General features: G+C 59.0%; 22 protein-coding genes and 1 pseudogene. 10 read left to right on the forward strand and 13 right to left on the reverse strand.

Going from position 1 to position 25924, the window contains the following annotated elements:
• Window positions 1-128: 128 nt before the first annotated feature.
• On the forward strand, window positions 129-1778 hold the full coding sequence (gene groL / locus V1278_RS00240) for a chaperonin GroEL (protein WP_334379260.1): 1650 nt from the start codon (window positions 129-131) through the stop codon (window positions 1776-1778).
• A gap of 722 nt (window positions 1779-2500) precedes the next feature.
• Here the strand turns inward: groL and V1278_RS00245 are convergent.
• Window positions 2501-2746, reverse strand: a complete 246-nt coding sequence (locus tag V1278_RS00245; protein WP_334367231.1) for a DUF2061 domain-containing protein — start codon at window positions 2744-2746, stop codon at window positions 2501-2503.
• Between the two features lie 3 nt (window positions 2747-2749).
• Between V1278_RS00245 and V1278_RS00250 the strand changes: the two are divergent.
• Window positions 2750-2907 (forward strand): annotated as a pseudogene (locus V1278_RS00250) (Hsp33 family molecular chaperone HslO); the annotation flags it as partial.
• Window positions 2908-2954: 47 nt separating this feature from the next.
• Here the strand turns inward: V1278_RS00250 and V1278_RS00255 are convergent.
• From V1278_RS00255 to V1278_RS00275, 5 genes are all read right to left on the reverse strand, one after another.
• Window positions 2955-3188: a hypothetical protein gene (locus V1278_RS00255; RefSeq protein WP_334379261.1), complete on the reverse strand. Its 234-nt coding sequence runs from the start codon at window positions 3186-3188 to the stop codon at window positions 2955-2957.
• An 85-nt stretch (window positions 3189-3273) separates the two neighbouring features.
• A complete protein-coding gene (locus tag V1278_RS00260) occupies window positions 3274-3681 on the reverse strand; it encodes a signal transduction histidine kinase (protein WP_442893699.1) in 408 nt (135 codons plus the stop codon).
• A gap of 28 nt (window positions 3682-3709) precedes the next feature.
• A complete protein-coding gene (locus V1278_RS00265; protein WP_334379262.1) occupies window positions 3710-4210 on the reverse strand; it encodes a hypothetical protein in 501 nt (166 codons plus the stop codon).
• Window positions 4211-4426: 216 nt separating this feature from the next.
• Window positions 4427-5200, reverse strand: a complete 774-nt coding sequence (locus tag V1278_RS00270; protein WP_334379264.1) for a sensor histidine kinase — start codon at window positions 5198-5200, stop codon at window positions 4427-4429.
• A gap of 414 nt (window positions 5201-5614) precedes the next feature.
• Window positions 5615-5860 (reverse strand): hypothetical protein, encoded by a 246-nt coding sequence (locus V1278_RS00275; RefSeq protein WP_334367235.1) that lies wholly within the window; start codon window positions 5858-5860, stop codon window positions 5615-5617.
• A 491-nt stretch (window positions 5861-6351) separates the two neighbouring features.
• Between V1278_RS00275 and V1278_RS00280 the strand changes: the two genes are divergently transcribed.
• Together V1278_RS00280 and V1278_RS00285 are read left to right on the forward strand one after the other, a co-directional pair.
• Window positions 6352-6612 carry a DUF1488 domain-containing protein gene (locus tag V1278_RS00280; protein WP_334379265.1) on the forward strand — a complete coding sequence of 87 codons (261 nt, stop codon included), beginning with the start codon at window positions 6352-6354 and terminating at the stop codon, window positions 6610-6612.
• Window positions 6613-7097: 485 nt separating this feature from the next.
• The gene (locus V1278_RS00285) at window positions 7098-7343 is read left to right on the forward strand and encodes a hypothetical protein (protein ID WP_334379266.1); all 246 of its coding nucleotides are present in this window, start codon (window positions 7098-7100) and stop codon (window positions 7341-7343) included.
• 710 nt (window positions 7344-8053) lie between these two features.
• Here V1278_RS00285 and V1278_RS00290 read toward each other — a convergent pair.
• A complete protein-coding gene (locus V1278_RS00290) occupies window positions 8054-9490 on the reverse strand; it encodes an IS1182 family transposase (RefSeq protein ID WP_334384064.1) in 1437 nt (478 codons plus the stop codon).
• A gap of 121 nt (window positions 9491-9611) precedes the next feature.
• On the opposite strand from V1278_RS00290, the gene V1278_RS00295 reads away from it, so the two are divergent.
• Complete coding sequence (locus V1278_RS00295; protein ID WP_334379267.1) at window positions 9612-9872, forward strand: hypothetical protein; 261 nt, start codon at window positions 9612-9614, stop codon at window positions 9870-9872.
• Between the two features lie 100 nt (window positions 9873-9972).
• On the opposite strand, the gene V1278_RS00300 is transcribed toward V1278_RS00295, so the two are convergent.
• Window positions 9973-10341 (reverse strand): hypothetical protein, encoded by a 369-nt coding sequence (locus V1278_RS00300; protein WP_334367245.1) that lies wholly within the window; start codon window positions 10339-10341, stop codon window positions 9973-9975.
• Between the two features lie 462 nt (window positions 10342-10803).
• Here V1278_RS00300 and V1278_RS00305 point away from each other — a divergent pair, with 462 nt between their 5' ends.
• Window positions 10804-11160, forward strand: coding sequence for a hypothetical protein (locus V1278_RS00305; protein WP_334379268.1), 357 nt, complete (start codon window positions 10804-10806; stop codon window positions 11158-11160).
• Window positions 11161-11817: 657 nt separating this feature from the next.
• Entirely contained in the window at window positions 11818-13761 is a 1944-nt protein-coding gene (locus tag V1278_RS00310) for a PrkA family serine protein kinase (protein ID WP_334379270.1), read from the forward strand.
• Between the two features lie 412 nt (window positions 13762-14173).
• Here the strand turns inward: V1278_RS00310 and V1278_RS00315 are convergent, their stop codons facing one another.
• Window positions 14174-15355, reverse strand: coding sequence for an amino acid ABC transporter substrate-binding protein (locus V1278_RS00315; RefSeq protein WP_334379271.1), 1182 nt, complete (start codon window positions 15353-15355; stop codon window positions 14174-14176).
• Window positions 15356-16129: 774 nt separating this feature from the next.
• Between V1278_RS00315 and V1278_RS00320 the strand changes: the two genes are divergently transcribed.
• The gene (locus V1278_RS00320; RefSeq protein WP_283032868.1) at window positions 16130-16537 is read left to right on the forward strand and encodes a hypothetical protein; all 408 of its coding nucleotides are present in this window, start codon (window positions 16130-16132) and stop codon (window positions 16535-16537) included.
• Window positions 16538-16824: 287 nt separating this feature from the next.
• Here the strand turns inward: V1278_RS00320 and V1278_RS00325 are convergent, their stop codons facing one another.
• Complete coding sequence (locus V1278_RS00325; RefSeq protein ID WP_334379273.1) at window positions 16825-17415, reverse strand: hypothetical protein; 591 nt, start codon at window positions 17413-17415, stop codon at window positions 16825-16827.
• A 597-nt stretch (window positions 17416-18012) separates the two neighbouring features.
• Between V1278_RS00325 and V1278_RS00330 the strand changes: the two genes are divergently transcribed.
• Entirely contained in the window at window positions 18013-19380 is a 1368-nt protein-coding gene (locus V1278_RS00330; RefSeq protein ID WP_334379274.1) for a phenylacetate--CoA ligase family protein, read from the forward strand.
• Window positions 19381-19442: 62 nt separating this feature from the next.
• Window positions 19443-19826, forward strand: a complete 384-nt coding sequence (locus tag V1278_RS00335) for a hypothetical protein (RefSeq protein WP_334379275.1) — start codon at window positions 19443-19445, stop codon at window positions 19824-19826.
• Window positions 19827-19960: 134 nt separating this feature from the next.
• Here V1278_RS00335 and V1278_RS00340 read toward each other — a convergent pair whose 3' ends face one another.
• From V1278_RS00340 to ltrA, 3 genes are all read right to left on the reverse strand, one after another.
• The gene (locus V1278_RS00340; protein WP_334379276.1) at window positions 19961-21706 is read right to left on the reverse strand and encodes an adenylate/guanylate cyclase domain-containing protein; all 1746 of its coding nucleotides are present in this window, start codon (window positions 21704-21706) and stop codon (window positions 19961-19963) included.
• Between the two features lie 464 nt (window positions 21707-22170).
• Window positions 22171-23952, reverse strand: a complete 1782-nt coding sequence (locus tag V1278_RS00345) for an adenylate/guanylate cyclase domain-containing protein (RefSeq protein ID WP_334379277.1) — start codon at window positions 23950-23952, stop codon at window positions 22171-22173.
• A 333-nt stretch (window positions 23953-24285) separates the two neighbouring features.
• On the reverse strand, window positions 24286-25617 hold the full coding sequence (ltrA, locus tag V1278_RS00350; protein ID WP_334379278.1) for a group II intron reverse transcriptase/maturase: 1332 nt from the start codon (window positions 25615-25617) through the stop codon (window positions 24286-24288).
• Window positions 25618-25924 lie beyond the last annotated feature (307 nt).

Raw genomic sequence — 25924 nt, forward strand, 5'->3', positions numbered from 1 at the left:
TCCATTCCCTCGTCCTGAGGAGCCGGCGCAGCCGGCGTCTCGAAGGAAGGGGCCTGCAATCCAAATCTCATCCCTCAGGAATCCGCCCAGGTGCGCGGACCTTGGGATATGGGAATACGGAGATCATTATGTCAGCCAAGGAAGTCAAATTCGGCGTTGATGCCCGCGACCGCATGCTGCGCGGCGTCGAAATTCTCAACAACGCGGTGAAGGTCACGCTCGGCCCGAAGGGCCGCAACGTCGTGCTCGACAAGTCGTTCGGCGCTCCCCGCATCACCAAGGACGGCGTCACCGTCGCCAAGGAAATCGAGCTCGACGACAAGTTCGAGAACATGGGCGCGCAGATGGTGCGCGAAGTCGCCTCCAAGGCGGCAGACGCTGCCGGCGACGGCACCACCACCGCGACCGTGCTGGCCGCGGCCATAGTGCGCGAAGGCGCCAAGGCGGTTGCCGCCGGCATGAACCCGATGGATCTGAAGCGCGGTATCGATCTCGCGGTGGAAGCCGTGGTCGCCGACCTAGAGAAGAACTCCAAGAAGGTCACCTCGAACGACGAGATCTCGCAGGTTGGCACCATCTCCGCCAACGGTGACGCCGAGATCGGCAAGTTTCTGGCCGATGCCATGAAGAAGGTTGGCAACGAGGGCGTCATCACGGTTGAGGAAGCCAAGTCGCTTGAGACCGAACTTGAAGTCGTCGAAGGCATGCAGTTCGACCGCGGCTATATCTCGCCCTACTTCGTCACCAACGGCGACAAGATGCGCGTTGAAATGGATGATGTCTATCTTCTCGTCTACGAGAAGAAGCTCTCCAGCCTGAACGAACTGCTTCCGCTTCTGGAAGCTATCGTGCAGACCGGTAAGCCGCTGGTCATCATCGCCGAAGACGTCGAAGGCGAAGCGCTTGCCACCTTGGTCGTCAACCGTCTGCGTGGCGGTCTGAAGGTCGCGGCCGTCAAGGCTCCGGGCTTCGGCGATCGCCGCAAGGCCATGCTGCAGGACATCGCGGTTCTGACCGGTGGTCAGGCGATCTCGGAAGATCTCGGCATCAAGCTCGAGAACGTCACGCTGCAGATGCTCGGCCGCGCCAAGAAGGTGATGATCGACAAGGAAAACACCACGATCGTCAACGGCGCCGGCAAGAAGGCCGACATCGAGGCGCGCGTGCAGCAGATCAAGGCGCAGATCGAGGAAACCACCTCGGACTACGACCGCGAAAAGCTGCAGGAGCGTCTGGCCAAGCTCGCGGGCGGCGTCGCCGTGATCCGCGTCGGCGGCGCGACCGAAGTCGAGGTGAGGGAGCGTAAGGATCGCGTGGATGACGCGATGCATGCGACCCGTGCGGCGGTTGAAGAAGGCATCGTGCCGGGCGGCGGCGTCGCCTTGCTGCGTGCCTCCCTGCATCTCAAGGGGCTGCGCACCAAGAACGACGACCAGAAGACCGGCGTCGAGATCGTGCGCAAGGCGCTATCGGCGCCAGCACGCCAGATCGCGGTCAACGCGGGCGAAGACGGCTCCGTGATCGTCGGTAAGATCCTGGAGAAGGACCAGTACTCCTACGGTTTCGACTCGCAGACCGGCGAATATGTCAACCTGATCTCCAAGGGCATCATCGACCCGACCAAGGTGGTTCGCGTGGCGATCCAGAACGCGGCTTCCGTTGCGGCGCTGCTGATCACCACCGAAGCCATGGTGGCCGAAGTGCCGAAGAAGAACGCAGGCGCCGGCATGACTGCGGGTGGCGGCGGCATGGGCGGCATGGGTGGTATGGATTTCTAAGTCCAACGTTCGGCGCGTGCTTTTCATGAGAGAATTCTCACCTGGTGCGGCAGGGTTTGGCTGATGCTCTTTTTTGGAGATGAGAGAGGCCGATCTTAATTTCATGTCTCCTAACTTTGGATGGTGAGGAGCCAATTAGGTTTGGACGACTATCGTCCCACTTGGAGGACTCAGTTGTGCGTAAAGATAAATCAATGTCGCTTTGGACGCCTGAGACACTAGACGAAAAAGCCAAGGAAGACGCTGAGAACGACAACTACAATCCACCGCATGGATGGTGGCCCGGCCGATACAGCGTGGGTACCGAAGCCCGCGACAGGTACGATCGAGCTTTCAACCTCCATCATAGCGACAAGGACGAGTACTAGGCCGGCTCAGTTGGCGGCCCTTTCATTTGATAACGTCTGGCGGAGGCGCAGGCCCTGAGCGTTTCGAATATTCGGTCCTATCCTGGTTAGGACACTTAATATTTTCAAATAGCAGGAACGATTGATCTTGGGAGTTCTTGGTCCTCAGCAATCGGTGATCCTATCCCCGAGAGCCAAGCCCACTGACCGGTCGACATTTTGCCCCAATGCCCGGCGGAAGGCTTCAAGCGGCCTCAGATGCCACCCGCACAGAGGCCGCTTGCCTTGGTCGAGGCGAAGGTGTTCACGGGCGCGAAAATGACTTGACGAACCGTCTGAGGAAGATCGCCAGCAGCCTATCCCATGACTAGCGGATCAGGTTGTGCTGGAGCCGTCACCGGCTTGTCCTTGCTGGTCCCAGCGAATGAAGGACCAGGCCCTTTCGTGAAGATAGTAGAGGATCATTTTCGTGATCGCCTCCGCGCCGGCGATCGAGCCTCCCACCTTGATGCTACCGGTGAAGACGAAACTCAACACGAAGGTGTCGACGCTACCGGTGACCCTCCAACTGACAGCCTTGACGATCGAGCGGGAATGGGAATCTCGCACCAGAATGAACATCAGTTCCTCTCGCTTCCCTTGCGCCCGCAATGCTCGTGCTCGCGCGATGCGGTGTCGTCGATGCTGAAAAGCTTGCGCCCAAGGACGACAAGGTGGTGGTGAACTGCGAGTTCTGCTCCTCGGTCTACGAATTCACGCCGCAGGAAGCGGGCGTAGAATAGGGGGCGCAACGCCAGGCGTGAAGGTGATCGCCGCACCGGGCCGGAGGTTAGCTCAACGACGCGTGGACCTTGTTGGCGGCATCATAGATTTCGATCTGCAGCATCGGATAAGCCGACTTCAATTTCCGCGCCGATGCTTCGGCAGCCTCGACGGTGTCAAACTCTGACTTGAAATGGCCGTCGACAACCGTCACGAAGCCCTCGGTCGGAGGCCGGTCGGCGCGCATTGCCCTTTTCGGCTTCGCTTCGTCAAGCGAGAGAACTCGTTCTTTCATCGTCATCGTTGGTCCTTTCGAAATTGTCGCGATAGTTTGGTTTGATCTGGCCTGGATCACGCGAAGCGGCTGACGATCCTGCCAGATACCGTCACTGCCTCGCTTGGCCGATCCGGCTCAGCCTGATAAACTCCGGCGGCAAGGGCAGGCGTACAAGGCCGCCTAGGTCCAGTGCCTCGCCGCTTTCCGTGATATCCGAGAACAGCACCTCGACATAGGGATGCTGGCGGTTGAGTGCGGCGCCGCGTTGGTATTTCGCGTTAACGATCCGCTCGATCGCCGCAAGATTGCGCTTGCCCAACGCGTTGTACTGATCGCGGAACAGACTCTGTCGTCCTCCCCGGTGCTCGACGGATTCGACCCAGACGTCCATCACCTTGCGGCCTATGAACGCTTCGACCCGTTCAGTTCCGTGCCATGCGAGAAGCCGTAGCCCGTCCATGTTGTGCGGGCCGTCATCGATGCCGAATTTTGTAAGTGACAAGTTTTTACGTGACATGGGGGATCCTCCTGTTGCCGACGTTGGTTCACCTCGGCAGTCCGTCGGGGACTGCGCCTCCCTCATCGTCCCATCGCGACAGAGCCGCTGCGCGCGATTTCGCGTCGCGATGCGCATCCTCCGTCGAAGCCCTTTCGCGGTCGGCATGATTCTTATGCTTGTGCAGAAAGCGGGCGATCTGCCCGCGAAGCGCCGCCGTCTCCAATAATTCTCCGACCGATGCGGCGGTGTCGAAGATCTCACGTTGCATGGTCTTCGGCAGCGCGCTCCATTGCATGATGATGGCTGCGCCGAGACATCGCAAGACGTGCTCCTCTTCGGCCGCAAGGGCCAGGCCGCGAGCGGGATTCTGTTCCGCTGCGTTCACGGCGCTGTCGTAGTTATCAGATAGTCCCTGCTCGCTATCGGCGAGCGCTGAGTGGCGATCCCTTAGTTTCTGAAATTTGTCGCTTTCGCCCTGACCGCTCGAACGCTTGATCAGTTCGCCGTATGCGGCTGCCTTTTCGCGGTGCTGTTGAGATCTAAACATGCCGCGTCCTTTCGTTGGAAGTCTCCGCGCGTTCCGACCAATCCCGATGGTTGACGAGGACGGAATTACATGTGGGGATCAAAGGGTCGAATAACGAGCTCCAGTGACAAATCACCACGTCATCAATCGCTGGGTAAAATAGCCATTCCTGACAGATCGTAGCAGTTCAAACGAATGCAGGTTACGATTTGGCTTCCGCAATGCCCGAATAGGGGCTTATGCCGCCGCCGAAGTCAGTGAAGCCATCGGCACGTCGAATGTGTAGACGAACCCGGTTCGCTCATACGTGAGCTGCACGTCGCCCCGGAGTTTCCCGCCGAGCGTGTCGATCAGCCGTGTCCCGAAGCTGCGCTTTTCGGGCGGACGAACTGCGGCACCATTCCTCTCGGTCCATGTGAGGTGCAGGCGCTGCGCCTGTTGATCCAGCGCCCGGCAGATGTCGACGCGCCCTTCCGGGACCGACAGGGCGCCAAACTTCGTGGTGTTGGTGCAAAGCTCGTTGAGCGTCATTGCGATGGCGATGACGGCACCCGACGTCATCCGGATATCGGGCCCCGAAATCGAGAATTTCGGCTCGGCGGGATTGTCGAAGGCTTCGGTGGCGCTGCGAACGATCGTGGCAAGGTTCGCGCTGCTCCATCTTGCCTGCAGAAGAAGATCGTGCGCCCGCGCGAGCAGCCGGCCCTCGATGGCGTGCTGCGCGTGCTTGGCGTCGGGCAACTCGCGCAGGCTCTGCGAGACGATGGCGCCGACGGTTGCGAGCGTATTCTTGATGCAGTGATGCAGCTCCTCGAGGATCAGCTTCTGTAGCTTGTCGGCCGCCTTGCGCTCCCTGGCGTCGATGCCGGCCGTAGCCAGCAAACTCTGTGCATTGATCTCGGGCTGCGCGAGCAGAAGCCGCAGGCTGACATTTTCTGCCGCCAGTTCGTCCTGGTATGGGGATGCGCTGCTTGCGGGACGCGGTTCCGTCCGGCGATCGCCTTCAGACATCGTTGATCGTATCATCATGAGTTGTGGTACCGCACTGATCTTCAGTGGCTGATTGGTGCGCAATCACGCGATTTGAGCCGTATTCGGCGTGGGGAGGAAGATCTGGTGCGGCAGGTTCAATTGCCCCGATACCACGATGATCCTGATGGTCGGCCAACGCTCATGCACGGCATGCGCAAGTCCCACACCGTCCATTTGCCAGGCATCTGGATATCGGTGCAGATCAGCGCGACGTCGGATCGGGAATCCAGAATGGCGACGGCTTCGGCGGCATCCAGTGCCTCGAGTGGCGTGTAAGGACGCTCGCGGGGAATGACGGTCGACTTGGATAGTTGTTCATCTGGGTCAAGTATCTTGCGGTCCGTATGATCCCCGCTGGCTCAACAATGACACCAAAAGCTCGCCGCCAACGGACTAGGCCTCCGTCATACGTCCGGTGCGTCGCGCTTGCCCGCAGAGCAGTTCGTGAAGCTCGGTGGCATTTCGAAGGACGAGTGCTTTGTGAAGCGCCTCGGTGCGCTCTTCCCCCGGGGACATCTCGCGAGCCTCATCCAGGGCGATCACCGCCTTGGCGTCCAGATCGTGGGCAAGTGCCGATTGGGATTGTTTAATCGCAGATAGCCCGTCCTGCGGTGAAACCGCGTTACGCTCGATCACCATTGAATAACCATCGCAGCGGCGACGAGCAGCACAAGAAAGATCGGCATCAATACCGGGGGTACCAGCCACTCACGCAGATTGAATGCGGGGAATTTTGGCATATGACCGCCTTTGGGTTTAGGCGGGAGCGCAAAGCTCTCAGTCACCGATAATAGCCGGGGGCCGCGTGATGATATCGATCATATAGTGATCATCGGCCGAATAGCGAGAAGAATCGCAGTTTGTTTTCTGCGCAGGACCTGACAAGCCTTGTAATGCGACACGACGTAGCCACTTCAGAGAGAGCGCAATCGTATTGCTTCTGCATTTCCTTTGCGGCAGCGCGAAGCTTAGCCACGCCAAATCTTGTCAACGACATTGACCAACCGCACATCGCTTCGATGTGCGTCAGCGGTCGGGACAAGCCATGGCCTTGAGTATGCTTCGGTGCAGCTTGTGCGAAAGCCGGCACGCGCGTGGTTCGCCGGCAAGACCTTGATCGGTGCAAATCAATGATTGAGTTTCCAAATCATAGCCGTTCATATGATCAAACCCGGCGAGCCGTGCGGTTCTGGGGGCATGACAGCGCGCTGGAAGCGTCATTCTTCATAGACGAGGGCGCATTGAGGCGAATTCAACCAAATGCCCGCCCCGATGAGTCCGGTATGCTGAATGCATTCCATTGCAACCGTGATGTGATATGCGCGGTGGCTGCGAAGGTTTACGTCCGTGGAAGCCGGGGGTCTTACGATCTGATCGCCGCAAATTTTTGAAACGAACACTTTTGATCTTAGCTACCACCTAAGGATGCGCCCTGGGCGATGGTACAGCCTTTGTGGGTAAGGGACCTTGGCGAGCGTCTCTGGAGGTGGGCTACGGAATTGAGCGGCCTTGCGTCGGAGAGCCCGACATTTGCGATCGCCCGGCACAATCGCGGGCTTTCGCATGAGAGAGCGCCGCCAACTGAGGCGGCCTCAAGGGCTTTGTTCTACTTCCCTAACCGGACCAGCAACCAACCGATAGGTTGGCACCCATGCCGTGTTCCAGCTTTCCATGGTCACACTGCACACGGAGCATTCAAAACTGCTGATTTGGCGGGCCGGAGCCACCCTCTCTCAGCGCTCATAAACCGCTCCGCACTGACAGGATCGGTGGTGTGCTTCTGACATGCCACTTTATGCGCCACTAATCCAAGACAGGTCACTCACGTTTTCAAACTAGGCCATTGAGGTCGGAAACAGGCCAGTTCGATCTTACGGTGAATCACATCTATCACCCACTCGGCGAGAGCAACAGCAAACTTCCAACGGCGCTGAGGGCCAAGGGCGGCGATCAGCTGAGTCGTTGCCGGATAGGCAAGCACATGAGCGCAAGGATCGTGGAGCGCTTCGGAGGACAAAAAGAATTCGAGTTCATCATTCCGCCAGCTAATCCGCCGGAGGGGACAAAGTCTTCTCCTGCGCCCTACAAACCACTTCACTCAACGAATGAGGCCGCCAACTGAGGCGGCCTGACAACGTCTTACGTGGGCGACCTAAGGCCGGGCGATGTGAGCCAGTCATTCATGTGGGAAGCGGCCTCAAGATACCTGATCTTTCGCTCTAGTTTGGATCGGAGCAAACCAGGTGGCAAACGCGATCCTGCGACTTCTAGGCGCTTCTTCGCGGCCTCAATTTGCTCTTTCAATGTATGGGGCTGGCAGCGGCGTCGCTGCATGCGCAACTCCCTTATGGCGGGAGCGCAACTGTCTCTCAGTCACCGATAGCTACAGTGAACGGAGCGGTGATGAAGAAAAGGTAACCGTTCTATCGGCGAGTGTAAGCGCACTAATCTACAAAACGAGGAATAATTAAGATACTCCCGGCCGGGGAGTTCCCTCAGTCCCAAGGGCGGGACACGGAAAGGGTTTGCCCGGGTCCCTGACGACCCGGAACAGCATCCATCCCTCTAGCCCCGCTCGGGATGCTGCCCGACCTCTAATCACTCAGCGGCTCAACGGCACATGAACTTCGTCAATTTTCAAAGCAGGCCACTAGTACTTTCAAACTAGGCCACTGAGGCAGGCCAGTGCCGCCCGACCTATGGGAACGCATCGGAAGCTTAGGCCATTCAGGAACGTGATGCGGCTGGTCCGGGCGGAGTCCGCTCCGGGTCTTGGACGTGTAAAAACACCCTTCCTAGGGAAGTTGGTGAGAAGCCAGGACCGGTACGGTCTCAGGCCACGATCGCAGCCATCAGCGGCTTGGCTCCGACGATGTTCATGACCCGTGTCAGGTTATAGGCCAGGACCGAGAGAGCCATCTCGGCGGCTACTTTTGGAAGCGTTTTGGTGAGGAAGTGTGTCGCTCCCATGCGGGCCTTCATCGTGCCGAACGGATGCTCGACCGTCTCGCGACGCACGCGCATGGCATGCGGGTTTGCATCAAGGCGCCGCTGCACAGCTTCGAGCAGATGCTCATGCTCCCATCGTGGAATCCGCCGCTCCGGTCCTGTCGTGCATTGCGATTTAAGAGAACAATCTTGACAGGCTGTGGTCCAGTAGCGCCGTAGCCGCTTGCCGTCCTCCTCGCTCGTAAAGCGATATGGCAGTTGCTCCCCGGCTGGACAGCGATAGGCGTCCTCCTCTGGCAAATAGACAAAGTCCTGCTTGCCGAAGCGGCCATCTGACTTGGCGCCCGAGGTCTGCGGCTTGGGCAGAGTTACCGTGATGCCGGCCTCGTGGCACGCGAGGATCTCCAGGCTGCTGAAGTAGCCGCGATCGGCAACGGCCTCGAGCGTCTCGGTTTCGAGGACAGCCTTGGCCTGCTTGGCCATATTGGCCAGTTGAGCCCGATCTGAGCCGCTGTTCGTGACCTCATGCGTCACAATCAGATGGTGCTCGGTATCCACGGCGACCTGCACATTGTAGCCGACGACGCCGGAACCACGGCCGCTCGTCGCCATCGATCGGCTGTCGGGATCGGTCAGAGAGATTTGCTGGTCGGGCGACGCGAGCATCTGCTTCTCGTAAACGGCAAGCTTGCCCATTTCTTCCTTCAGCTTCGTCAGTTTCTCGGTAAGCCTCGTCACCTTCGCGGCCAGGGCCTCCGTCGGCTCCTGCCGGTCGGCCGTATCATGGCTCAAATAGCGCGCGACGCTCTCCTCCAGCTGGGCACGCCGCCGCTCCACTTTCGCCCGTGTGAAGTTCTTGTCCCGGTTGTTCACGGCTTTGAACTTGCTGCCATCGATGGCGACGCTCGCCGTCGCGAGAAGGCCCATCTCACGGCAGAGTTCGACGAAGCGCGCACATACCTTGCGCAGCGCCAGGCCACTATCTTTGCGGAAGTCCGCGATCGTCTTGTGATCAGGTGCGAGCCGACCCAGCAACCACATGACCTCGATATTGCGTCCGGCTTCTCGTTCGAGCCGCCGGCTCGACTGAACCCGGTTCAGATAGCCGTAAATGTAAAGCTTGAGCAGAACCGAGGGGTGGTACGATGGCCGACCAGTCGCCGCCGGCTCTACCCCCTCAAAGTTCATCTCAGCCAAATCGAGCGCATCGACAAACACGTCGATCACGCGAACTGGGTTGCTCTCGTCAATGAAATCATCGAGGCATTCCGGCAATAGCGTCCACTGTCCTCGATCCGCCTGCTCAACGAAGCGCCTCATCAGCTTCCCCCGCAGAATCACGAGAGAATCATAGCAAAGCAGTGGCGTTTTCACACAGCCAGGGTCAAAAGGCGACTTCGCGGACCTATCGGCGTGGTCAGTTCTACCTTTGAAAGCCGACATGGGCGACAAAACGGGGCACGGCGGCTATGGGCCAACAGCTGACGGAAGGCAGCTGCCAACTGAGGCGGCCTTACTCCTCCTCTTTGAAGGGTTGGAGACCACGAAAAAGGATGCCGTCTGGTTCGCGCTGAACGACGACAGGCGGCTGGCCGCCTTCGCCGGGAAACTGAAGATGAACAATGAAAGAGGCCGCCAACTGGGCGGCCTTAATCCCTCCAAGTGCGCTCTCCGCACCGCCGGCATTCAAACATATGGGTGACAACTCCGCTTTCAGATTCCACGATCGTTTTGAGGAGAGTGAGCTTTCCTCCGCAGAAGCGGCAGTCATGGTTTGAATGGTATCGGATCCAGGCCACTCATCAGAGGCCTCCTTGCGGTACGAAGAAGCACAGCTCCTGTCCCGTCGATCTGTTGATGAACAGGACGGGGGTACGATCAGGCGTATCACTTTCCTTTATTATGTCGGGTGGAATGATTTTCCACTCGCCATCTTTCAGGTATTGCCACTGGTCTGAGCGATCTTCACCAACCCGGAAGCGGGTCTTGAATACGTCGCCGTTGTTGCAGCAAGACTTGTAGGGAAGACCGAGCCGACGCTGTGCAGCCGGGTTCATTTCCTGCTTGTTGAACCATTCGTGATGCGGCATCGACGGATCGTGCGCATCAGCACGAATGGAAAGCAGAAGAAGAATACCGAACGTCGTCAGTACGCGATCGAATGCTTTCATGGCAGCCTCCGCTAGACTGTTTCCGGCGATCAATCAGGCCACATTCTGAAGAAAATGGAATCCCATTCCTGAGCAGCCTTCTGCTTTGAGCAAGACTGTTGTTTTTTGGTCGTTTCTTATGCCTCACAAGGTGCATTGTCCGGCGTCTCCGGAACGTCCGCTAGGGGGCCATCAGCGGAAGTCGAATAGCTCCCTGCCCTCGCGCTTTTCCCTCAACAGCGGACATTGCTGCAGCCGCTCGTGACTTCGGAAAAGTGCCATCAACGGAAGTCACCGAAGAACTTCGATTCTATGAGGGTTGTAGATCGCGCTCGAATATCCGGGCCGTAAGTAATAAGCGGCGCTCGGGTGCGGATATGCCCGCGCGCTTGCGCGCTGAACACGCGTTCATGAACCTAACAACGGGTTCTCGCGTTTGCTTCCAGGGCAACAAACAAGGAATCAAAAAACGGAGCAACGTCCATGCGTAAAGCGCTCTTGGGTGCGGCAGGTGCACTAGCTCTTGCCTCGCCGGCAATGGCCAACGGAGTAACGCCCTATAGCGAAGTTCCGAGCTATGGGCGGGAGACTCACATGTACGAGTACCGGACGCCGCCACCTGTCGTTGTCGAGGAGACGGCTCCCGTTGTCGTGGTTCGCCGGCCCGTCATCGTAGCGCCGCCGCCAGCGGTGATTGATGAATATCCGGTCTATGCGGCACCGCGCGTCTATGTGGCACCTCCTGTATATGCGTATGCTGGTCCGGGTTGGCGTGGCGGATGGGGCTATCGACGTCACTTCCGTGGCGGTTGGCAAAGTCTCGAATATGTAGGGGAGTAGGCGTCCAGCGCTTCGGCTGTTTCGGGGAGCGTCTCGGGCCACAGCTCGCTGCCAATGCCGGTTCACGGACTGGCGCTGCCCTCTCTGTCCGAGTTGGGCCATTCGCGACAATCGGCAATGTCCGAGCGACTTCCGCTTTCGCCCTGAAAGCCGACATCCATACCAAGCTTCGGCATGTCTCAAAAGGGCCAATTGCTGACTCATGCACCGCAGCAAAAAGGGGGTCCGATTGGCCATACCGTGGGGGTGAAAACTCTGGCGGCTCTGGGTTGCGGACCGGGCCCGGTGCTGGAGTCGACCGACTGCTGAGGCAGAGATCTGTCAGACGCTTCCAATGATACCGAGATTCCAGGGCCGACACGAAACCGAATACCCCCGCCCTCCCTGCGGAATTGATCCGGCAGCCACATCGCATAAGGGCGCAGTTGCCAACGTTCCCACGGGATTGGAGCCCGGTGGTGTGAAGTGAAGTTGGACCAACGCAGCCTTCCCATGTTGCGACCGGCCGCCTTGATATCCTGTTCGCGAATAGCCAATTTAGAAACATGTTGGAATGGGAGGACCCTACTGCACGATCACATGAACTGACCAAGGCCGGTACCGAGCGGTAACCCGACTCGGTTCACCAGTGCGGCGGGTCATACCTTGGAGGGGATCATGTATAGCGATTTGCTGTTCAACGCTGTCGCTCGGTCCTTCGAGGCTCGAAGTCAGACCGACCTGTCGATGGCGGAATATCTGGAATCGTGTCGAACAGATCCGATGCGATACGCTAATGCGGCCGAGCGATTACTAGCTGCGATCGGTGAACCTCAGATGATCGACACGGCCAAGGACCGTCGCCTTGGCCGCATCTTTTCCAATCGGACAATACGCAGCTATCCGGCCTTCGCCGACTTCCATGGCATGGAAGACACGATCGAGCGCATCGTTGGTTTCTTCCGCCATGCCGCGCAGGGGCTCGAGGAGCGCAAGCAGATCCTCTATCTGCTGGGTCCCGTTGGCGGCGGCAAGTCATCGCTCGCCGAGCGGTTGAAGTCGCTGATGGAAGTTCACCCGATCTATGTGCTTAAAGCCGGCGACGAGCTTAGTCCGGTGTTCGAGTCCCCGCTCGGCCTGTTCGATCCCGAAAACCTCGGACCGATGATCGAGGAGAAGTATGGCATTCCTCGCCGCCGCCTCAACGGGTTGATGAGCCCGTGGTGCTACAAGCGGCTCGAAGCTTTCGGCGGTGACATCTCGCAGTTCCGCGTGGCAAGGATTCAGCCCTCACGGCTGCGGCAGATCGCGGTAGCCAAGACGGAGCCGGGCGACGAGAACAACCAGGATATCTCTTCGCTGGTCGGCAAGGTCGATATCCGCAAGCTTGAGACCTACGCCCAGAACGACCCAGACGCCTACAGCTACTCGGGCGGGCTCAATCGCGCCAATCAGGGCATTCTCGAATTCGTCGAGATGTTCAAGGCGCCGATCAAGATGCTGCATCCGCTGTTAACGGCGACGCAGGAAGGCAATTACATCGGCACCGAAAATATCGGCGCGATTCCCTTCGGCGGCATCATCCTGGCGCACTCGAATGAGGCGGAATGGCAGGGCTTCAAGGCCAACAAGAAAAACGAGGCGTTCATCGACCGCGTCTGTGTCATCAAGGTCCCGTACTGCCTGCGCGTGACCGAGGAGCAGAAGATCTACGAGAAGCTGATCTCCGGCTCCGAGCTTGCGGCCGCGCCCTGCGCGCCGGCGACGCTGGAGACGCTCGCCCGCTTCTCGGTAATGTCGCGCCTGCGCAAGCACGAGAACTCGACGCTGTTTGCCAAGATGCGGGTCTATGACGGCGAAAGTCTTAAAGAGAGCGACCCCAAGGCGCGAAGCGTCCAGGAATACAAGGATGCGGCCGGCGTCGACGAAGGCATGGACGGTGCCTCGACCCGCTTTGCCTTCAAGGTGCTGGCGGCAACCTTCAACCACGACACCGCCGAGATTGGTGCCGATCCCGTCCATCTGATGTATGTGCTCGAGCACGCGATTCGGCGCGAGCAGTTGTCTGAGGAGGTCGAGAAGCGTTATCTCGAATTCATCAAGGCCGAGCTCGTGCCGCGCTATGCTGAGTTCATCGGCAACGAGATCCAGAAGGCGTATCTTGAATCCTATTCCGATTACGGCCAGAACCTGTTCGACCGTTACGTCGACTATGCAGATGCCTGGATCGAGGACCAGGACTTCAAGGACCCCGACACCGGTCAGATGCTCAGCCGCGAGTTGCTCAACCAGGAACTGACCAAAATCGAGAAGCCCGCGGGCATCACCAATCCCAAGGATTTCCGCAACGAGGTGGTGAAGTTCTCGCTGCGGTCGCGCGTTCGTAACGGGGGCAAGAATCCGTCCTGGACCTCATACGAAAAAATCCGCGAAGTGATGGAAAAGCGGATATTCTCGCAGGTCGAGGACCTGTTGCCGGTGATTTCGTTCGGCACGAAGAAGGACAGCGAGACCGAAAAGAAACACGACGATTTCGTCGCTCGGATGGTGCAGCACGGCTATACCGAACGGCAGGTCCGGCGGCTGGTCGACTGGTACATGCGCGTGAAACGGGCCGGGTGAGGCGGCTGCAACAGTGGCGATGTTCATTGTCGATCGGCGTCTGAATCCGGGCAGCAAGAGCACTGGAGAACCGCCAGCATTTTCATGCTTGCTTGGGAAGATGGTCGTCAAGCGTGACGATTTTTGTCAGGCATCTTTTGAGTCGCGACCGCGCGGCAAGCTTGATCGCTATGAGAACCACACTACGTCCGAAGGTCCGGTTTGGGTCAAAAACGCCGTTTCGGCAATCGGCCGGACACTTCCGGTCTTCCCCACTAACCGGACATATTCAGTGCCAGTTGGCATGTCTCAAACGTGCCAATAGCTGCCGATCGTGCCGATCAAAAATGGCCAGCGCGCCTCGCCCACCGGGCAGCACAATTCACGCTTGAAAAGCTGCCCATGGTTCTCCTTCGCGAACACGCTTTTGCCGCTATCGGTGGCTCCATGCTGGGGTCGGGAACCGGGGCTTGGCAGACGCGAGTTCATCAGGCCAGACCACAACCTTCTGACCGTCCTGCCATTGGATGAAGAGGCCCTTGTTGGCAGTCTGATATCCCCGCTCATCCACGGCATAGTCGCTGAAGATGGTCTTGATCTTGAGCGTCAGCAATTCCTCGCGGAGCTTGTCGGAATCCAAGCTGCTTGCCCGTCGGGCCGCTTCCATAAAAATCTGGCAGCCGCCATAGGCACCTGCAGCGTGATAGCTCGGTGGCTTGTTGAACTCCTTTTGATACGTTTCCATGAATTCCTCGATGCCTGGGTTGGGGAGGCTCGGCTCCCACGCCGAAAGTCCATAGACGAACTCGGCCGTCTTCCCGAGCGCCTCCTGGAACTCGGCGACCGCCTGCGCGATCCCGAACATCTTGACGTTGATGTCCTGCTCTTTCATTTGACGGCCGACAACGATCTGATCCCCTAGCGATGAGGCAGCCATTCCCAATACATCAGCGTTCGCTGCCTTGACCTTCGCCAAAATGGCTGAAAAGTCTTTGGTACCCTTCGCGTAAGTCTCGTGGAGGACAACCTGCATGTCCTTTTTCTTGGCCAGTTCAACGGCCCCTTTGCCCGCAGCTTTGGGAAATAAAGCATCTTCCTCGATGATTGCGACGGTCTTAAGCCCGTTGCGGGACGCCATGTCGATCAATCCCCCCAGGAAAAGTTCTGCGGGTGGAAGCACCATAAAGATATAGCGCCGCCCCTTCTCCCAGATCGAGGTGGTCGCGGCCAGCGGCGAGACGTGCACCATCCGATGCTTCTCGGTGACTGCGGCCACCGCCTCGGTGTGGGTCGAGCCGTAGGGGCCCATAACGGCATCGACCTTGTCTTCCGTGATCAGCTTCTCGTAGACCTCAGTCGCTACTTTGGGGTCGGATTTGTCGTCGTAGATCAGAAACTCGATCTTCCGGCCGAGGATGCCGCCCTTTTCGTTGACGTGCTTCTGGCAGAGCAGGTAGCCGTTGCTCGCCGGAACGCCTTGGGTGGCCAGGGTGCCGGTCTTTGACATGGTTGCGCCGATTCGGATCGTCTGCTGGGTGTGGCCCGACGATGCCGCCCCAATGGCAAAGGCGACCGAAAATCCGAGCAATGACGAAAGATTTTTGATGCTACTCATGGTCAGTCTCCCTTTGATAACCTGATCCCTGGTCGTTCATTGCACGGCCCCGTTTTTCAGACCGGACCTTCCCGAGCGGTCAATGATCTTCCGCATGAGGCCAGAAGCGATGGACTGCTTCACGAAGTCCTCCGGTAGGCCCTTAAGGACGAACAGCGGCTCTTGCTTGGCGAAGCGACCACCAAGAATCGGCGAGCCGGCAATTGCTTCGCGTTCGTCTGCAGAGTGACACGGTTGCCGGCGACCGCATCAATCTGAAAAGTCGGAGTCGGTGTGACCTCTGGCATCGATTCATCCCTGCCGAGGGGGCAAACAACGCGCGAGCAGTACTTGGATCCTAAAGCTTCATGACGAGGTCCGTAAAGCTGTGCGCGCCATGCAATCTCCCCGTAGAGAGAAATGTCAATCCGCGGCCACGACGTTGACCCTGATCAGCGTAGGGCCGGTCAGTCACGCTGACTTGCTATATCCGTTGGTCGGAGTGAAGCTGCCGACGCCGGGTCCGGTCTTCAGTCTCTGGCTTTAACCAGTTTGAGACATTGTGCATTTTGGATGCTGTTTCTCAGGCGCGTCAGGTCGCGTATAATCTAGTTGCCCTTGAAACGGGACAGCCGAAATCGCCGTCCGGGCGAACGAGCAGTACACTGATGCCATCGGCACGCACGCTCTCTTAAGAGACCGACGCTTTTTTCGGTTCGCACGACCATTCACATTCCACGAAATGCGCGCGCCGCTTCTGCGGCGGCTCGTTGCTCTAACCTCAGGAGAAAAGCGATGAATAAGATCGATCGAAGGTCAGCATTGGGAATCGGGTTGGCAGCGGCTTCGGCGGCCATGATAAAGCCAGCCGCCGCTCAAACCACGGGCTACAAGGATACAACGCCGTGGCCAGGTGTCGTGGTGCGCGCTTACGATGGCGAGACACCATCCATCATCCCCGGTTTTAAGACTGTCTCAATGCGCGATGTCATTATGCAGCCGGGATCGAAGACTATGGGTCCCCCGATGATGAATGCCATGATCTGCCATATCCCCGAGGGCGAGCTTCGGCTCGAGCAGGAGGGAAAGACCTTTACGGCCAAGAAGAACTTTGTCTGGACCTGCAACAAGGACACAAAAGAGCAGGCGTTCAATGATGGGAACGTGGTCGCAATTATGAGGATCACGGACCTGAAGGCTTAAGGCTCGTTTCTTCGAAAGAGACCGATTGCAGGTGCGGATGGCGTACTCGACGAGGCGCCAGCCGCGCGGCAACCATCGGCGCTCGACATTCCGCGGAGCACACGGGCTGCTCTGATGGATGCGAGAAGGCGGCGCCGAGAGTCTTGTTTGGGTCAATCGCGTCATTCTGAGTTATGCGCCGATTACTTCCGGTCTTCACCAGCAAGCAGACAATCGCAGGGCTCGGCACCATGTCTCAAAGGTGCCAGATTCAGCCATTCGGTATCGAACTAGCGGATCGGCGCTTCCTACCCTTGGTCGCCATCAGTCGGCACCCAATCCTGGTGGAGCCTGTGCCATGGCTGATCAGGAAAACGTCTCGCTGTTTCCTCCTTGACCTTCCGCTCGCGCCAGATTGGTCCGCCGATTTGCCATTCAGCTTCTTCTTCTCCGAAGTCGGCAGTGAGGCGCGGTGGAATGTGATACTCCGCGTCCCAGACAGCCATAATCTCCATGTTCTGGATCGCGGGATCTTCGACGCACGTATCATGGCTCGGCTTGCCGCCTGCCCATACCGTTACGTTCAAAGCTGCTGCCGGCCACTGAACTGAATAGCGTATCTTTTGTAGCTCTTTGTGCAGCGGGAAACGGCCCAGCTTCTTCCATCGGCCGGACCTCAATGCTCGGCCTATGGATGGATAGGCAACGACGACTGTCGTCATCACGTTCGACGATAAGACCCCTTCTGGTCCCACCAAATTGTGCGCTCGACGCCGGAAGAAGCCGATGGCTTTGTCCAGCGTCACCTGGCCGTAGTAAATCCAGGCGGATTCGCCCGCTATCGCATAAAGGGTTCCCACCCTTAGATCGGCGCTGGCTTTAGGGTCAGCATCGAACATGGTGCAACCGAAGGCAGGTCATCGCGGCAAGGGTCAGCAGCAGCAAACATATCTATAACAGCGTCAGGCGTAACGTCGCTATGTCGCAAATGGGTCCAAAAGCTGACCTCACGGGAATGACCGCTGTTGGCGCAAACCGGACATTCTGCACGTTGGCGTCATTCGAGCAGCCGCGTGGCGTCTCGTCCATCCGGATGCGATAGGGCGCGACGCCCGTGGTCCGGTCGGGCGGATCAGCCCTAACCGGATCTCGGCTTTCACCTAGTCGTGAGTTGGGTCCGCTGCCTGCGCGGGTCTACATCAAGGGCGGGTTGATCGAGACGGTCTCTCGCGCCACGAGCGCCATCGGACCTGAGTCGACAGTGCCAGTGCCCGACGGGGCCAGCGCCGACAGTGCCAGCGTCCTAGCGGCCAGAGAAAGCGAGCATCAACCTCCGCGCCCCACGCGGCGCAAGCGCTTGCGCCGCGAGTTGGGCGCGGTTGGTTAGTTATAGGCCGTTTTCGTCTGATGATCCTGTAAGCCTTCGCGAGCCTCTTGCGCGGTGGTGCGACGTGAATGTCATCGCCACGCGCTCGCCTGCGGTGGGTTTACTTGTCATGAGCGAAAGCATCTCATCGGTATTGCTCGATGCGCACCGCGCAAGAAGGCAAGGTCTCAACGCCATCGCGCAGCGACGACGCGCTCGGCTTAGCGAGGCCGTCGCCTTCGCTCGCGCCAACTCGCCCTATTATCGCGAACTCTATCAGGGTCTACCGGAGCGGATTGAGAGTTCGTCCGTGCTACCGGTGGCTAATAAGCAAGAGCTAATGCGTCATTTTGACGACTGGGTCACCGACCGCGAGGTTAGTTTCGCGGCAGTGCGAGGGTTCGTCGATAACCCTGAGCTGATCGGGCAACGTCTCCTTGGCAAGTATTCCGTGGCAACCACTTCGGGCAGCACCGGGACACCTGGAATATTTCTGTTGGACACACTCAATTGGACGGTCACTCTCGCTTTTTCGCTGCGCATGATGATGGGCTGGCTTAACGCCAGCGACATGTTTCGTCTCCTCGTCCGCGGCGGCCGCGCGGCGTCGGTGCTGGCGATGGGCGGCCATTACATCGGCGCAACCAGCTTTGCTGCAATCCGCACAAAACGGTCGGCCCGACGATTCCGGGCGCTTCCGGCGCAGGCGCCGTTGCGCAATCTGGTCGCCGAACTCAATCGGTACCGCCCGGCTCTGCTCATCGGATACGCCAGCGTCATGGCACTATTGGCCGCCGAGCAGGATGCCGGTCGCCTGCATATTCAGCCGGTGCTGGTTCTTCCGACTTCGGAAGGGCTTTCGCAGGACGGATACGACCGGATCGCAAGGGCATTCCACGCCAAGGTCCGGACCGTTTACGTCGCGACGGAATGCCTGTTCATGGCCATCGGCTGTGCACACGGTTGGTATCATGTCAACAGCGATTGGGTGATTCTCGAGCCCGTCGATGCGAGCTATCGGCCGGTTCCGCAAGGCGAGGCGTCGCATACGGTCCTCGTGAGCAACCTCGCCAATCGCGTGCAGCCGATCCTCCGCTACGATCTAGGCGACCGCATCCTGCGACGACCTGATCCTTGTCCTTGCGGCAACCCGCTTCCGGCGATCCGCGTGCGGGGCCGCACTGCCGACATCCTCACCTTCCCAGCCGAACGCGGAGAGAAAGTCGCAGTGCCACCGCTCGCGCTTGAGATCGATCATGTACCCGGTGTGGAGTTGTTTCAGATAGTGCAGACTGCGCCAACACAATTGCGCGTTCGCCTACATCCCGCAGCCGACGCAGACCCAAACCGGGTTTGGCGGGCGGTGCATTCCGAATTGACCAAGCTGTTGAATGAGCATGGGCTTGGTCACGTGTCTGTTGAGTTGGCGGCCGAACCGCCAGTTCCATCTTCCGCCGGAAAGTGCCGCACCGTCATCCCATTGGTTTCGAGCGCTTGAAGACTGATGAGAGCTTAGGCGGATCGCGCTGCTGCTAAGTGGCCCTAACGAGAGCCAAGGTTATGAAACTAACCTATACGGATTCACGGGATGGAAGGGTGATTATTGGGTTCACCGATGAGCGCGGTGAACACGAAATCGCTCTAAGCACAGTAGAGACGGCAGACCTTATCGGTGCGTTGAGGACCTCGTTAGAGGAGGCGATTGGAAGTCCGGCCGCAGACAGCATGGCCCTTCCCAGCATTGAACGAGTGCGGATCGTTGAGACTGCGGAAGAAGTGGTTTTCCGCGTTTATATGAATGATCGCATTTCCCATGATTATCCGGTTCCGAGAGGGACCGTTCTTGCGGATGAGCTTCGGATGCTGGCAGACCGGATGGAGGCGCGCAATTCGGCAAAGGCCACGCATTCATCCTCCGACGCCCAAAAGGGCAAACTGAATTAGCGGATGGCGCGTACTCACAATCGCGACCGTTCTGCAATCTCTAAGTGATGTCTGCTTAGCTTCCAGTTCCGGACTCGTGCACCGCAAAGTAGACCTTATCAGATCACCTCGTCAGCATGGGGCGTGCGCACCCGTCACTCGGGCAACCCCGCTTTGCGGAGACCCTCAATGATTAGCTTTGAGTTTGATTGCCCGCCCCGAGCGATAAACACCGATATTGTAAAGGCGGGATCGGTCTCAAGCACACGCGCCGCTGCCTCACGCGCCTCCGTATCCCGTCCGAGATGAGCGAAAGCGGACGCGAGACAACGGTAAGCTACCGGGAAGGAGGGGTTCTGACGTTGGGCCTTCTTCCCTGCGACGATGGCTTCGTTAAAGCGGCCAAGCTCAATAAAGGCATACCCTAGCCCAACAAACGATACGTGTAGCAGCGGGTCCACCGGGCTCATGCGAATGGCGCGTTCAAAGCTCCGGACCGCTTCCCCGGCCTGCCCCGCAATGTGATAAACCCATCCTCTGCGGCTCCATGCGGAATATGAATTTGGGTTGAGCGCGACGGCCCGGTCAGCCATTTCGATCGCACTTTCGCAATCGCCGTCCATGTACGCCGGGATTAGGCAAGCCCATGCTAACGTGTCCGGATCACCATCGTCCATGCTCAATGCCACGCGATAAAGCCGAATCGCTTCCTTGCGGTCGAATTGCGGATCGACAGCATAGCCCCAAAGGACGTTTTGCATGTGGCAGGTACCTGCCAGAGCAGCGGCAAGGCCGAAGCGAGGGTCGAACTCCAAGGCACAACGAGCCAGCCTGATCGCCTCGGCCAATCCTTCGCGGGTCAACAGGTAAACCTGTTGCATGGCTCGGAGATAAGAATCGTAGGCAGTGAGGTTCTCCGGTCGCCTCCGCGTCGCCGCTGCAATTTCTGTTTGAAGCAATTTGGGCTGAATGGCCGAGACGACGGCGACTGCGACTTCGTCCTGAAGCGCGAAAACGTCGGTCAGGTCGCGCTCGAATCTGTCCGCCCAGATGTGCGCGCCGGTCACCGCATCAATCAACTGCCCTGTGATGCGGACCTTGCCTGACGCCTTGCGCACCGACCCCTCAAGGACATAGCGCACGCCCAGCCTGCGTCCGACTTCCTTGATATCGACCGCTTTGCCCTTGAAGGTGAAGCTCGAATTGCGGGCGATCACGAACAGCCATTTGAACCGCGACAGCGCGGTGATGATCTCCTCGACCATTCCGTCGGCAAAATATTCCTGCTCGGGATCGCCGCTCATGTTCTCGAACGGCAGCACGGCGATGGACGGTTTGTCGGGAAGTGGAGGGGCTGCACTTAGCCTCTCGATCAGCGCACTATGCGCGCCCGCGCATACGGCATACGCGCGGACCGGCTTGGCGATGTTCTTGAGCTGCTGCTCGCCCCGATCCTCGAAGCCGACGTCCAGCTTGCCTTCGACCTCGCTGTACACCTTCTCGGACGTCAGGATGCCGCCCGGATCGGCGATCCCCTCCAGCCGGACAGCAATGTTGATCCCGTCTCCAAAAAGGTCGCCGTCCGCCCCGACGATGACCTCCCCGAGATTGACCCCAATGCGTAAGCTAAGGGAGCTTCGGCCTGACGCGATGCTTTCCTGTATTTCCACCGCGCATCGCACGGCAGCCGACGGACTCGCGAACTCGGCCAACGCGCCGTCACCCGTAGTCTTGATAAGTCGCCCTTCGTGGCGGGAGAGGCTCGGCTCGATCACGTCGCGCTTGAGCCGCTCGAACTCCACGTAGGTGGCTTCCTCCGCCCGCTCCATCAGCGCGGAATAGCCGACCACGTCCGCCGCCAAGATGGCCGCTAACCGACGTTGAACCCGCTGCTCTGTCACAGCGCCCTCCGAACGACCCGTCTAACCACGCCGGTGGGACTGAAAGCAGTTTAGCACTTTGTTGCGCAGCTGTGAGCGGCAATCGCGGGAGCACCTATCTGTCACACGCTGCATTTGGCGCCCCCCAGAGACGGGCAAAGGCTTTGGGCTTGGGTTCGAGGTTCGTACGCAGTGGGACGGAATCCGCGACCAGGATCTCGCGTTTCGGGATGTCGGCTTGGGGTCAAAAGTGTCACTTTGGCGGTCTGGCGATCACTTCCGAGCTGGCGCTATAAGCGGACCATTTCGGAGCTTATTCGCATGTCGTAAAGGGGCCACAAGCGGCCGAACGATCGCTGATGCGAAGTCCGGACTGCTCTTAATACCAGACCAGCCGCAGGCACCTTGGTCGGCTTAGGGCCAACAACGGAAGTCGCGCTTATTCGATCATCTCGTCCCAACGGGAGCGCATCTTTCTGCGATGGTCATTCGGGCAGCCCGGCTTGCCGCAATCCTTCTTCGTATCGCAAAAAGTCTTCGGCCCGCCAAAAAGGGCCCAACACGTCTTTGAGAGTGGAAACACGTAGCGCGGGGTTCAGTTGCCGCAGCCGAGCCAATGCCTTGTGTGCTTGCTCCGGCCGCCCGGCCATTGCATTGCTTGCGGCGGCGATCCGTAATCCAGGTTGATAGTCCGGATTGTCCTGCAATGCCATTGCCGCCCACGATTCCGCTTCGTCATAGCGGCCCAGGAAGAAATGTGCATGCGCGTTCCCGCTTGGCGTTCTTAGCGACGGATCAAGTGGGCTCAGGCGCATGGCACGCGCGAAGCGCTCGAGCGCCGGTTCCGGCTCGCCGAGCCAGATTTTTGCCCAGCCGCCGAAACTCCATGCCTCGGCCGAATTGGAATTGAGCACGAGCGCGCGATCGATTAAGGCGGCGCCTACCCCGAGATCGCGAACGACATACGCTAACGCCCACCCGCTGGTGGCGAGCGCGACCGCGTCATCCTTGCCCAACTCAGCCGCTCGTTGAGCGAGCCTCGTTGCTTCGGCAATCTCGTTCGCTGTGTTTGAAAACCAGCCCATGGCCTTGGCAATGACGTAGCAATGGGCGGCACGACCGTAGGCGGACGCAAAATCGGGGTCAAGCTCGATTGCGCTTTTGAACAGGCGCGATGCCTCGTCGTTCGCTTGCCGGTTAGCAAACTGATATAGCCTGGCCAAACCGCGTAAATAGAGGTCATAGGCGTCGAGACTCTCGGTCGGCTTGCGCTTGGCACGCTCGATCTCGGCTTTTTCCACCACCGGCGCGATCGCCCCGACAACGCTCTCCGTCACCTGGTCCTGCAGATCGAAGATGTCGCCGAGCCCACCATCAAACCGTTCTGCCCAAAGATGTGCCCCAGTGGCGGTATCGATGAGCTGTCCCGTGATGCGCACTCGGTTTGCCGCCTTGCGAACGCTCCCTTCCAACACGTAGCGCACTCCAAGCTCGCGCCCCACCTGCTTCACGTCGACGGCGCGCCCCTTGTATGTGAAGCTCGAGTTGCGAGCGATGACGAACAGCGCCTTGAAATGAGATAGCGCTGTGATGATGTCATCGACCATCCCGTCCGCGAAATATTCCTGTTCCGGATCGGAGCTCAGGTTGGTGAAGGGGAGAACGGCGATCGAGGGCTTATTGGGCAGAGCAAGGGTCTCATCAACAGGCCAGCGGTTCGGCACGGCTGGCACGGCGCGACCGTATCGGACGCGCCAGACCCGCATCGGTTCGGCGATATTCTTCAAGGATTGCGAACCCAAATCCTCAAACGTTACATCTACCTTGCCACGAATTTGCCGACGAGCGTCGTCCGAGATGCTGATACCGCCCGGCTCTGCAATCCCTTCGAGACGCACTGCAATATTGACCCCGTCACCAAAGATATCGTTCTCTTCGATAATGATGTCACCGACGTGAATGCCGATGCGGAGCTCGATCCGCTTGTCCTGCGGCACGTCGATATTTTGTTCGGCCATGCCGCGTTGAATTTCGTCGGCACATCGGACCGCGTCGACCACGCTGCCGAACTCAGCGATAGCGCCGTCCCCGGTACTCTTGACGACACGACCGTGATGCTGCGCGATTTTGGGATCGAAAATCGTTCTTCTAAGCGCTTTCAGTCGCGCCAGCGTGCCTTCTTCGTCGATCCCTATCAAGCGGCAAGAGCCCGCGACATCCGCCGCCAGAATAGCTGCTAGTCGTCGCTCTACGTGCTCGCTGCTCAAGATGGTCCCCCGTGCTGGGGAAATCGAATGGTTATATAGCACGATTGTGGGTCGATGTCCGGCTACGCCCAAGGTCCGAAATGGGTCAAAAGCGCCGTTCTGACCGTACGCCGATGACTTCCGGTCTCCCCCATAAGCAGACCAATTCCGGGTCGCTCGGCATGTCTTAAAGGGTAGAGTCGAGATGTGGCGCGGTGGCGGTAGGCGGAACATATCTGTTGGCCGCCTCTTTCGTCTGGCGGTGCCTTAGTGGTTCACCCTTGGCTCCGTTTCCACATCCCGCTCATCGAACCGGACAGGCAGATTTCCCGCATCCGGCTCTCGGACAAGACTTCAAGCCTTCGCCCACGGCACGTCGCGCCCAAGCGCGGTTAGGCGTACGAGCCCGAAGTACCCGTATAGGTGCGAGAGTGGATAGGTCCCGCCCCTGCGTCGCCTGACCTTGTGCTTGAAGCGCAACCACCGGCGCAACCGCGCAGCCGCGTAGTTGTCGAGCGCCCGATACGCTTTGGTGACGGTGCCTACATTGAAGTAGTTCGCCCATCCGCGCAGCGTGCGGTTCAACTGGCCTACGAGCTCCGTGGTCTCTTGCCAAGTTCCTGATCGGGCGGTGAGCGCGTGAATGCTTTCGATCACGCGTTTGATGCTCTTGCGCGATGGCCGGTATCCCAGGCGCGCCTGGCCGGTTTTCGCTGAGTACATCCGCCCGAACGTGTAACCCAGGAAGTCGAACTCTCCTTCCGGTACCTTGCAGATTCGTGTCTTCTCCTCGTTGACCATCAGCTTCAGCCTTCCCATGATCATGCGCAGTTGTCGCAAGGCCTCTTCAGCTTTGCCCCGCCTGCACAGGATTACGAGATCGTCGGCATAGGTCACGATGCGAGAGCCGAGGCTTCGCTCCAGCCCGAGCATCTTCCATCCCAGCACAAACCGGCGCATATACAGGTTTGCCAGCAGTGGTGAGATGGGTGAGCCTTGCGGGATGCCTCGCCGCTTGTCCCGTGCCTCGGTCGTCCGTTTCTTCCTTCCTCGATCGTCGGTTTCTTCCACGGGACACTCCAGCCACATCCTGATCAGATGCAGCACGCGCCGATCTACGATCCGGCGCGCTACCGATTTCAATAGCTCGGCATGTGGAATGCTCCCGAAGTAGTCCGCGAGGTCGGCGTCAACGACTTCCGGGTGGCCGCGGAACAGCTGCGCTTCCACCTCGACCACCGCCTGCTGGGCGTTTCGCCCGGTGCGGTAGGCATATTGCTCTGGTGGAAGATCGGCTTCAAAGATCGGCTGAAGCACCAGCATCGCTGCTGTCATGCAGACCCGATCACGCACGGTCGAGATGCCCAATGGCCTGAGTTTGCCATTGGCCTTCGGTATGTACACTCTCCTGATAGGGTCCGGTCGATACGTCTCCTGCCTGAGCGCAAGCGCCAGTTCGCCAAGCCACCGCTGCACCCCGTACGCCTCGAGGTCCGCGAAGTCCTGCCCATCTACACCCGGTGCGCCCTTGTTGGAGCGGCATTGAGCATAGGCATGGGCCAAGATGTCTTCCCGGCTGATCTTGTCGTACAGAGCGTAAAAGCGGTAGCCGGCTTCTGCCTTCGCTTTCGCGTGTAACGCCGTCTGCAGTTTCTGAACACTCTTCGGAGTTGTTAGGTTGCCCAATCCCCAGGTCCCTCACTACGTCTTGCGTTCGTCTTGAACTGAGGTCCCTTCCCTCCGCCGGCGTTACCCGGCTTCAGCGGTACTACAAACCTCTCCGCCACCCCAGGGCGCCCGGCCTGTCCCTCGCGGGCGTCCGGTTGATCATCCCTGACCACGCCTTGGGGCCTCCCGTGTTGCGTACGCTTTCCTTGTGTACATGCCGTCGCCACTACCCCGGCACAGCGACTGGAGGTATTGCTTCGCTCACGTCGCCCCAGTCGTGTCAGCCTTCCCTGATATGGCCGTCAGGTCGGCCTGTGCATCGTCC

The sequence above is a fragment of the Bradyrhizobium sp. AZCC 1577 genome (assembly GCF_036924575.1).
Lineage (GTDB): Bacteria > Pseudomonadota > Alphaproteobacteria > Rhizobiales > Xanthobacteraceae > Bradyrhizobium.

Bases quoted from the DNA above. Each gene is read 5' to 3' on its own strand.
- V1278_RS00325 (WP_334379273.1), bottom strand. From the start codon at position 17,415: ATGTTCGATGCTGACCCTAAAGCCAGCGCCGATCTAAGGGTGGGAACC.
- V1278_RS00335 (WP_334379275.1), top strand. From the start codon at position 19,443: ATGAAACTAACCTATACGGATTCACGGGATGGAAGGGTGATTATTGGG.
- V1278_RS00290 (WP_334384064.1), bottom strand. From the start codon at position 9,490: ATGAGGCGCTTCGTTGAGCAGGCGGATCGAGGACAGTGGACGCTATTG.
- V1278_RS00245 (WP_334367231.1), bottom strand. From the start codon at position 2,746: ATGTTCATTCTGGTGCGAGATTCCCATTCCCGCTCGATCGTCAAGGCT.
- V1278_RS00275 (WP_334367235.1), bottom strand. From the start codon at position 5,860: ATGGTGATCGAGCGTAACGCGGTTTCACCGCAGGACGGGCTATCTGCG.
- V1278_RS00305 (WP_334379268.1), top strand. From the start codon at position 10,804: ATGCGTAAAGCGCTCTTGGGTGCGGCAGGTGCACTAGCTCTTGCCTCG.
- V1278_RS00295 (WP_334379267.1), top strand. From the start codon at position 9,612: ATGGGCGACAAAACGGGGCACGGCGGCTATGGGCCAACAGCTGACGGA.
- V1278_RS00260 (WP_442893699.1), bottom strand. From the start codon at position 3,681: ATGTCACGTAAAAACTTGTCACTTACAAAATTCGGCATCGATGACGGC.
- groL (WP_334379260.1), top strand. From the start codon at position 129: ATGTCAGCCAAGGAAGTCAAATTCGGCGTTGATGCCCGCGACCGCATG.
- V1278_RS00255 (WP_334379261.1), bottom strand. From the start codon at position 3,188: ATGACGATGAAAGAACGAGTTCTCTCGCTTGACGAAGCGAAGCCGAAA.
- V1278_RS00330 (WP_334379274.1), top strand. From the start codon at position 18,013: ATGAGCGAAAGCATCTCATCGGTATTGCTCGATGCGCACCGCGCAAGA.
- V1278_RS00270 (WP_334379264.1), bottom strand. From the start codon at position 5,200: ATGTCTGAAGGCGATCGCCGGACGGAACCGCGTCCCGCAAGCAGCGCA.
- V1278_RS00320 (WP_283032868.1), top strand. From the start codon at position 16,130: ATGAATAAGATCGATCGAAGGTCAGCATTGGGAATCGGGTTGGCAGCG.
- V1278_RS00280 (WP_334379265.1), top strand. From the start codon at position 6,352: ATGATTGAGTTTCCAAATCATAGCCGTTCATATGATCAAACCCGGCGA.
- V1278_RS00310 (WP_334379270.1), top strand. From the start codon at position 11,818: ATGTATAGCGATTTGCTGTTCAACGCTGTCGCTCGGTCCTTCGAGGCT.
- V1278_RS00300 (WP_334367245.1), bottom strand. From the start codon at position 10,341: ATGAAAGCATTCGATCGCGTACTGACGACGTTCGGTATTCTTCTTCTG.
- V1278_RS00265 (WP_334379262.1), bottom strand. From the start codon at position 4,210: ATGTTTAGATCTCAACAGCACCGCGAAAAGGCAGCCGCATACGGCGAA.
- V1278_RS00315 (WP_334379271.1), bottom strand. From the start codon at position 15,355: ATGAGTAGCATCAAAAATCTTTCGTCATTGCTCGGATTTTCGGTCGCC.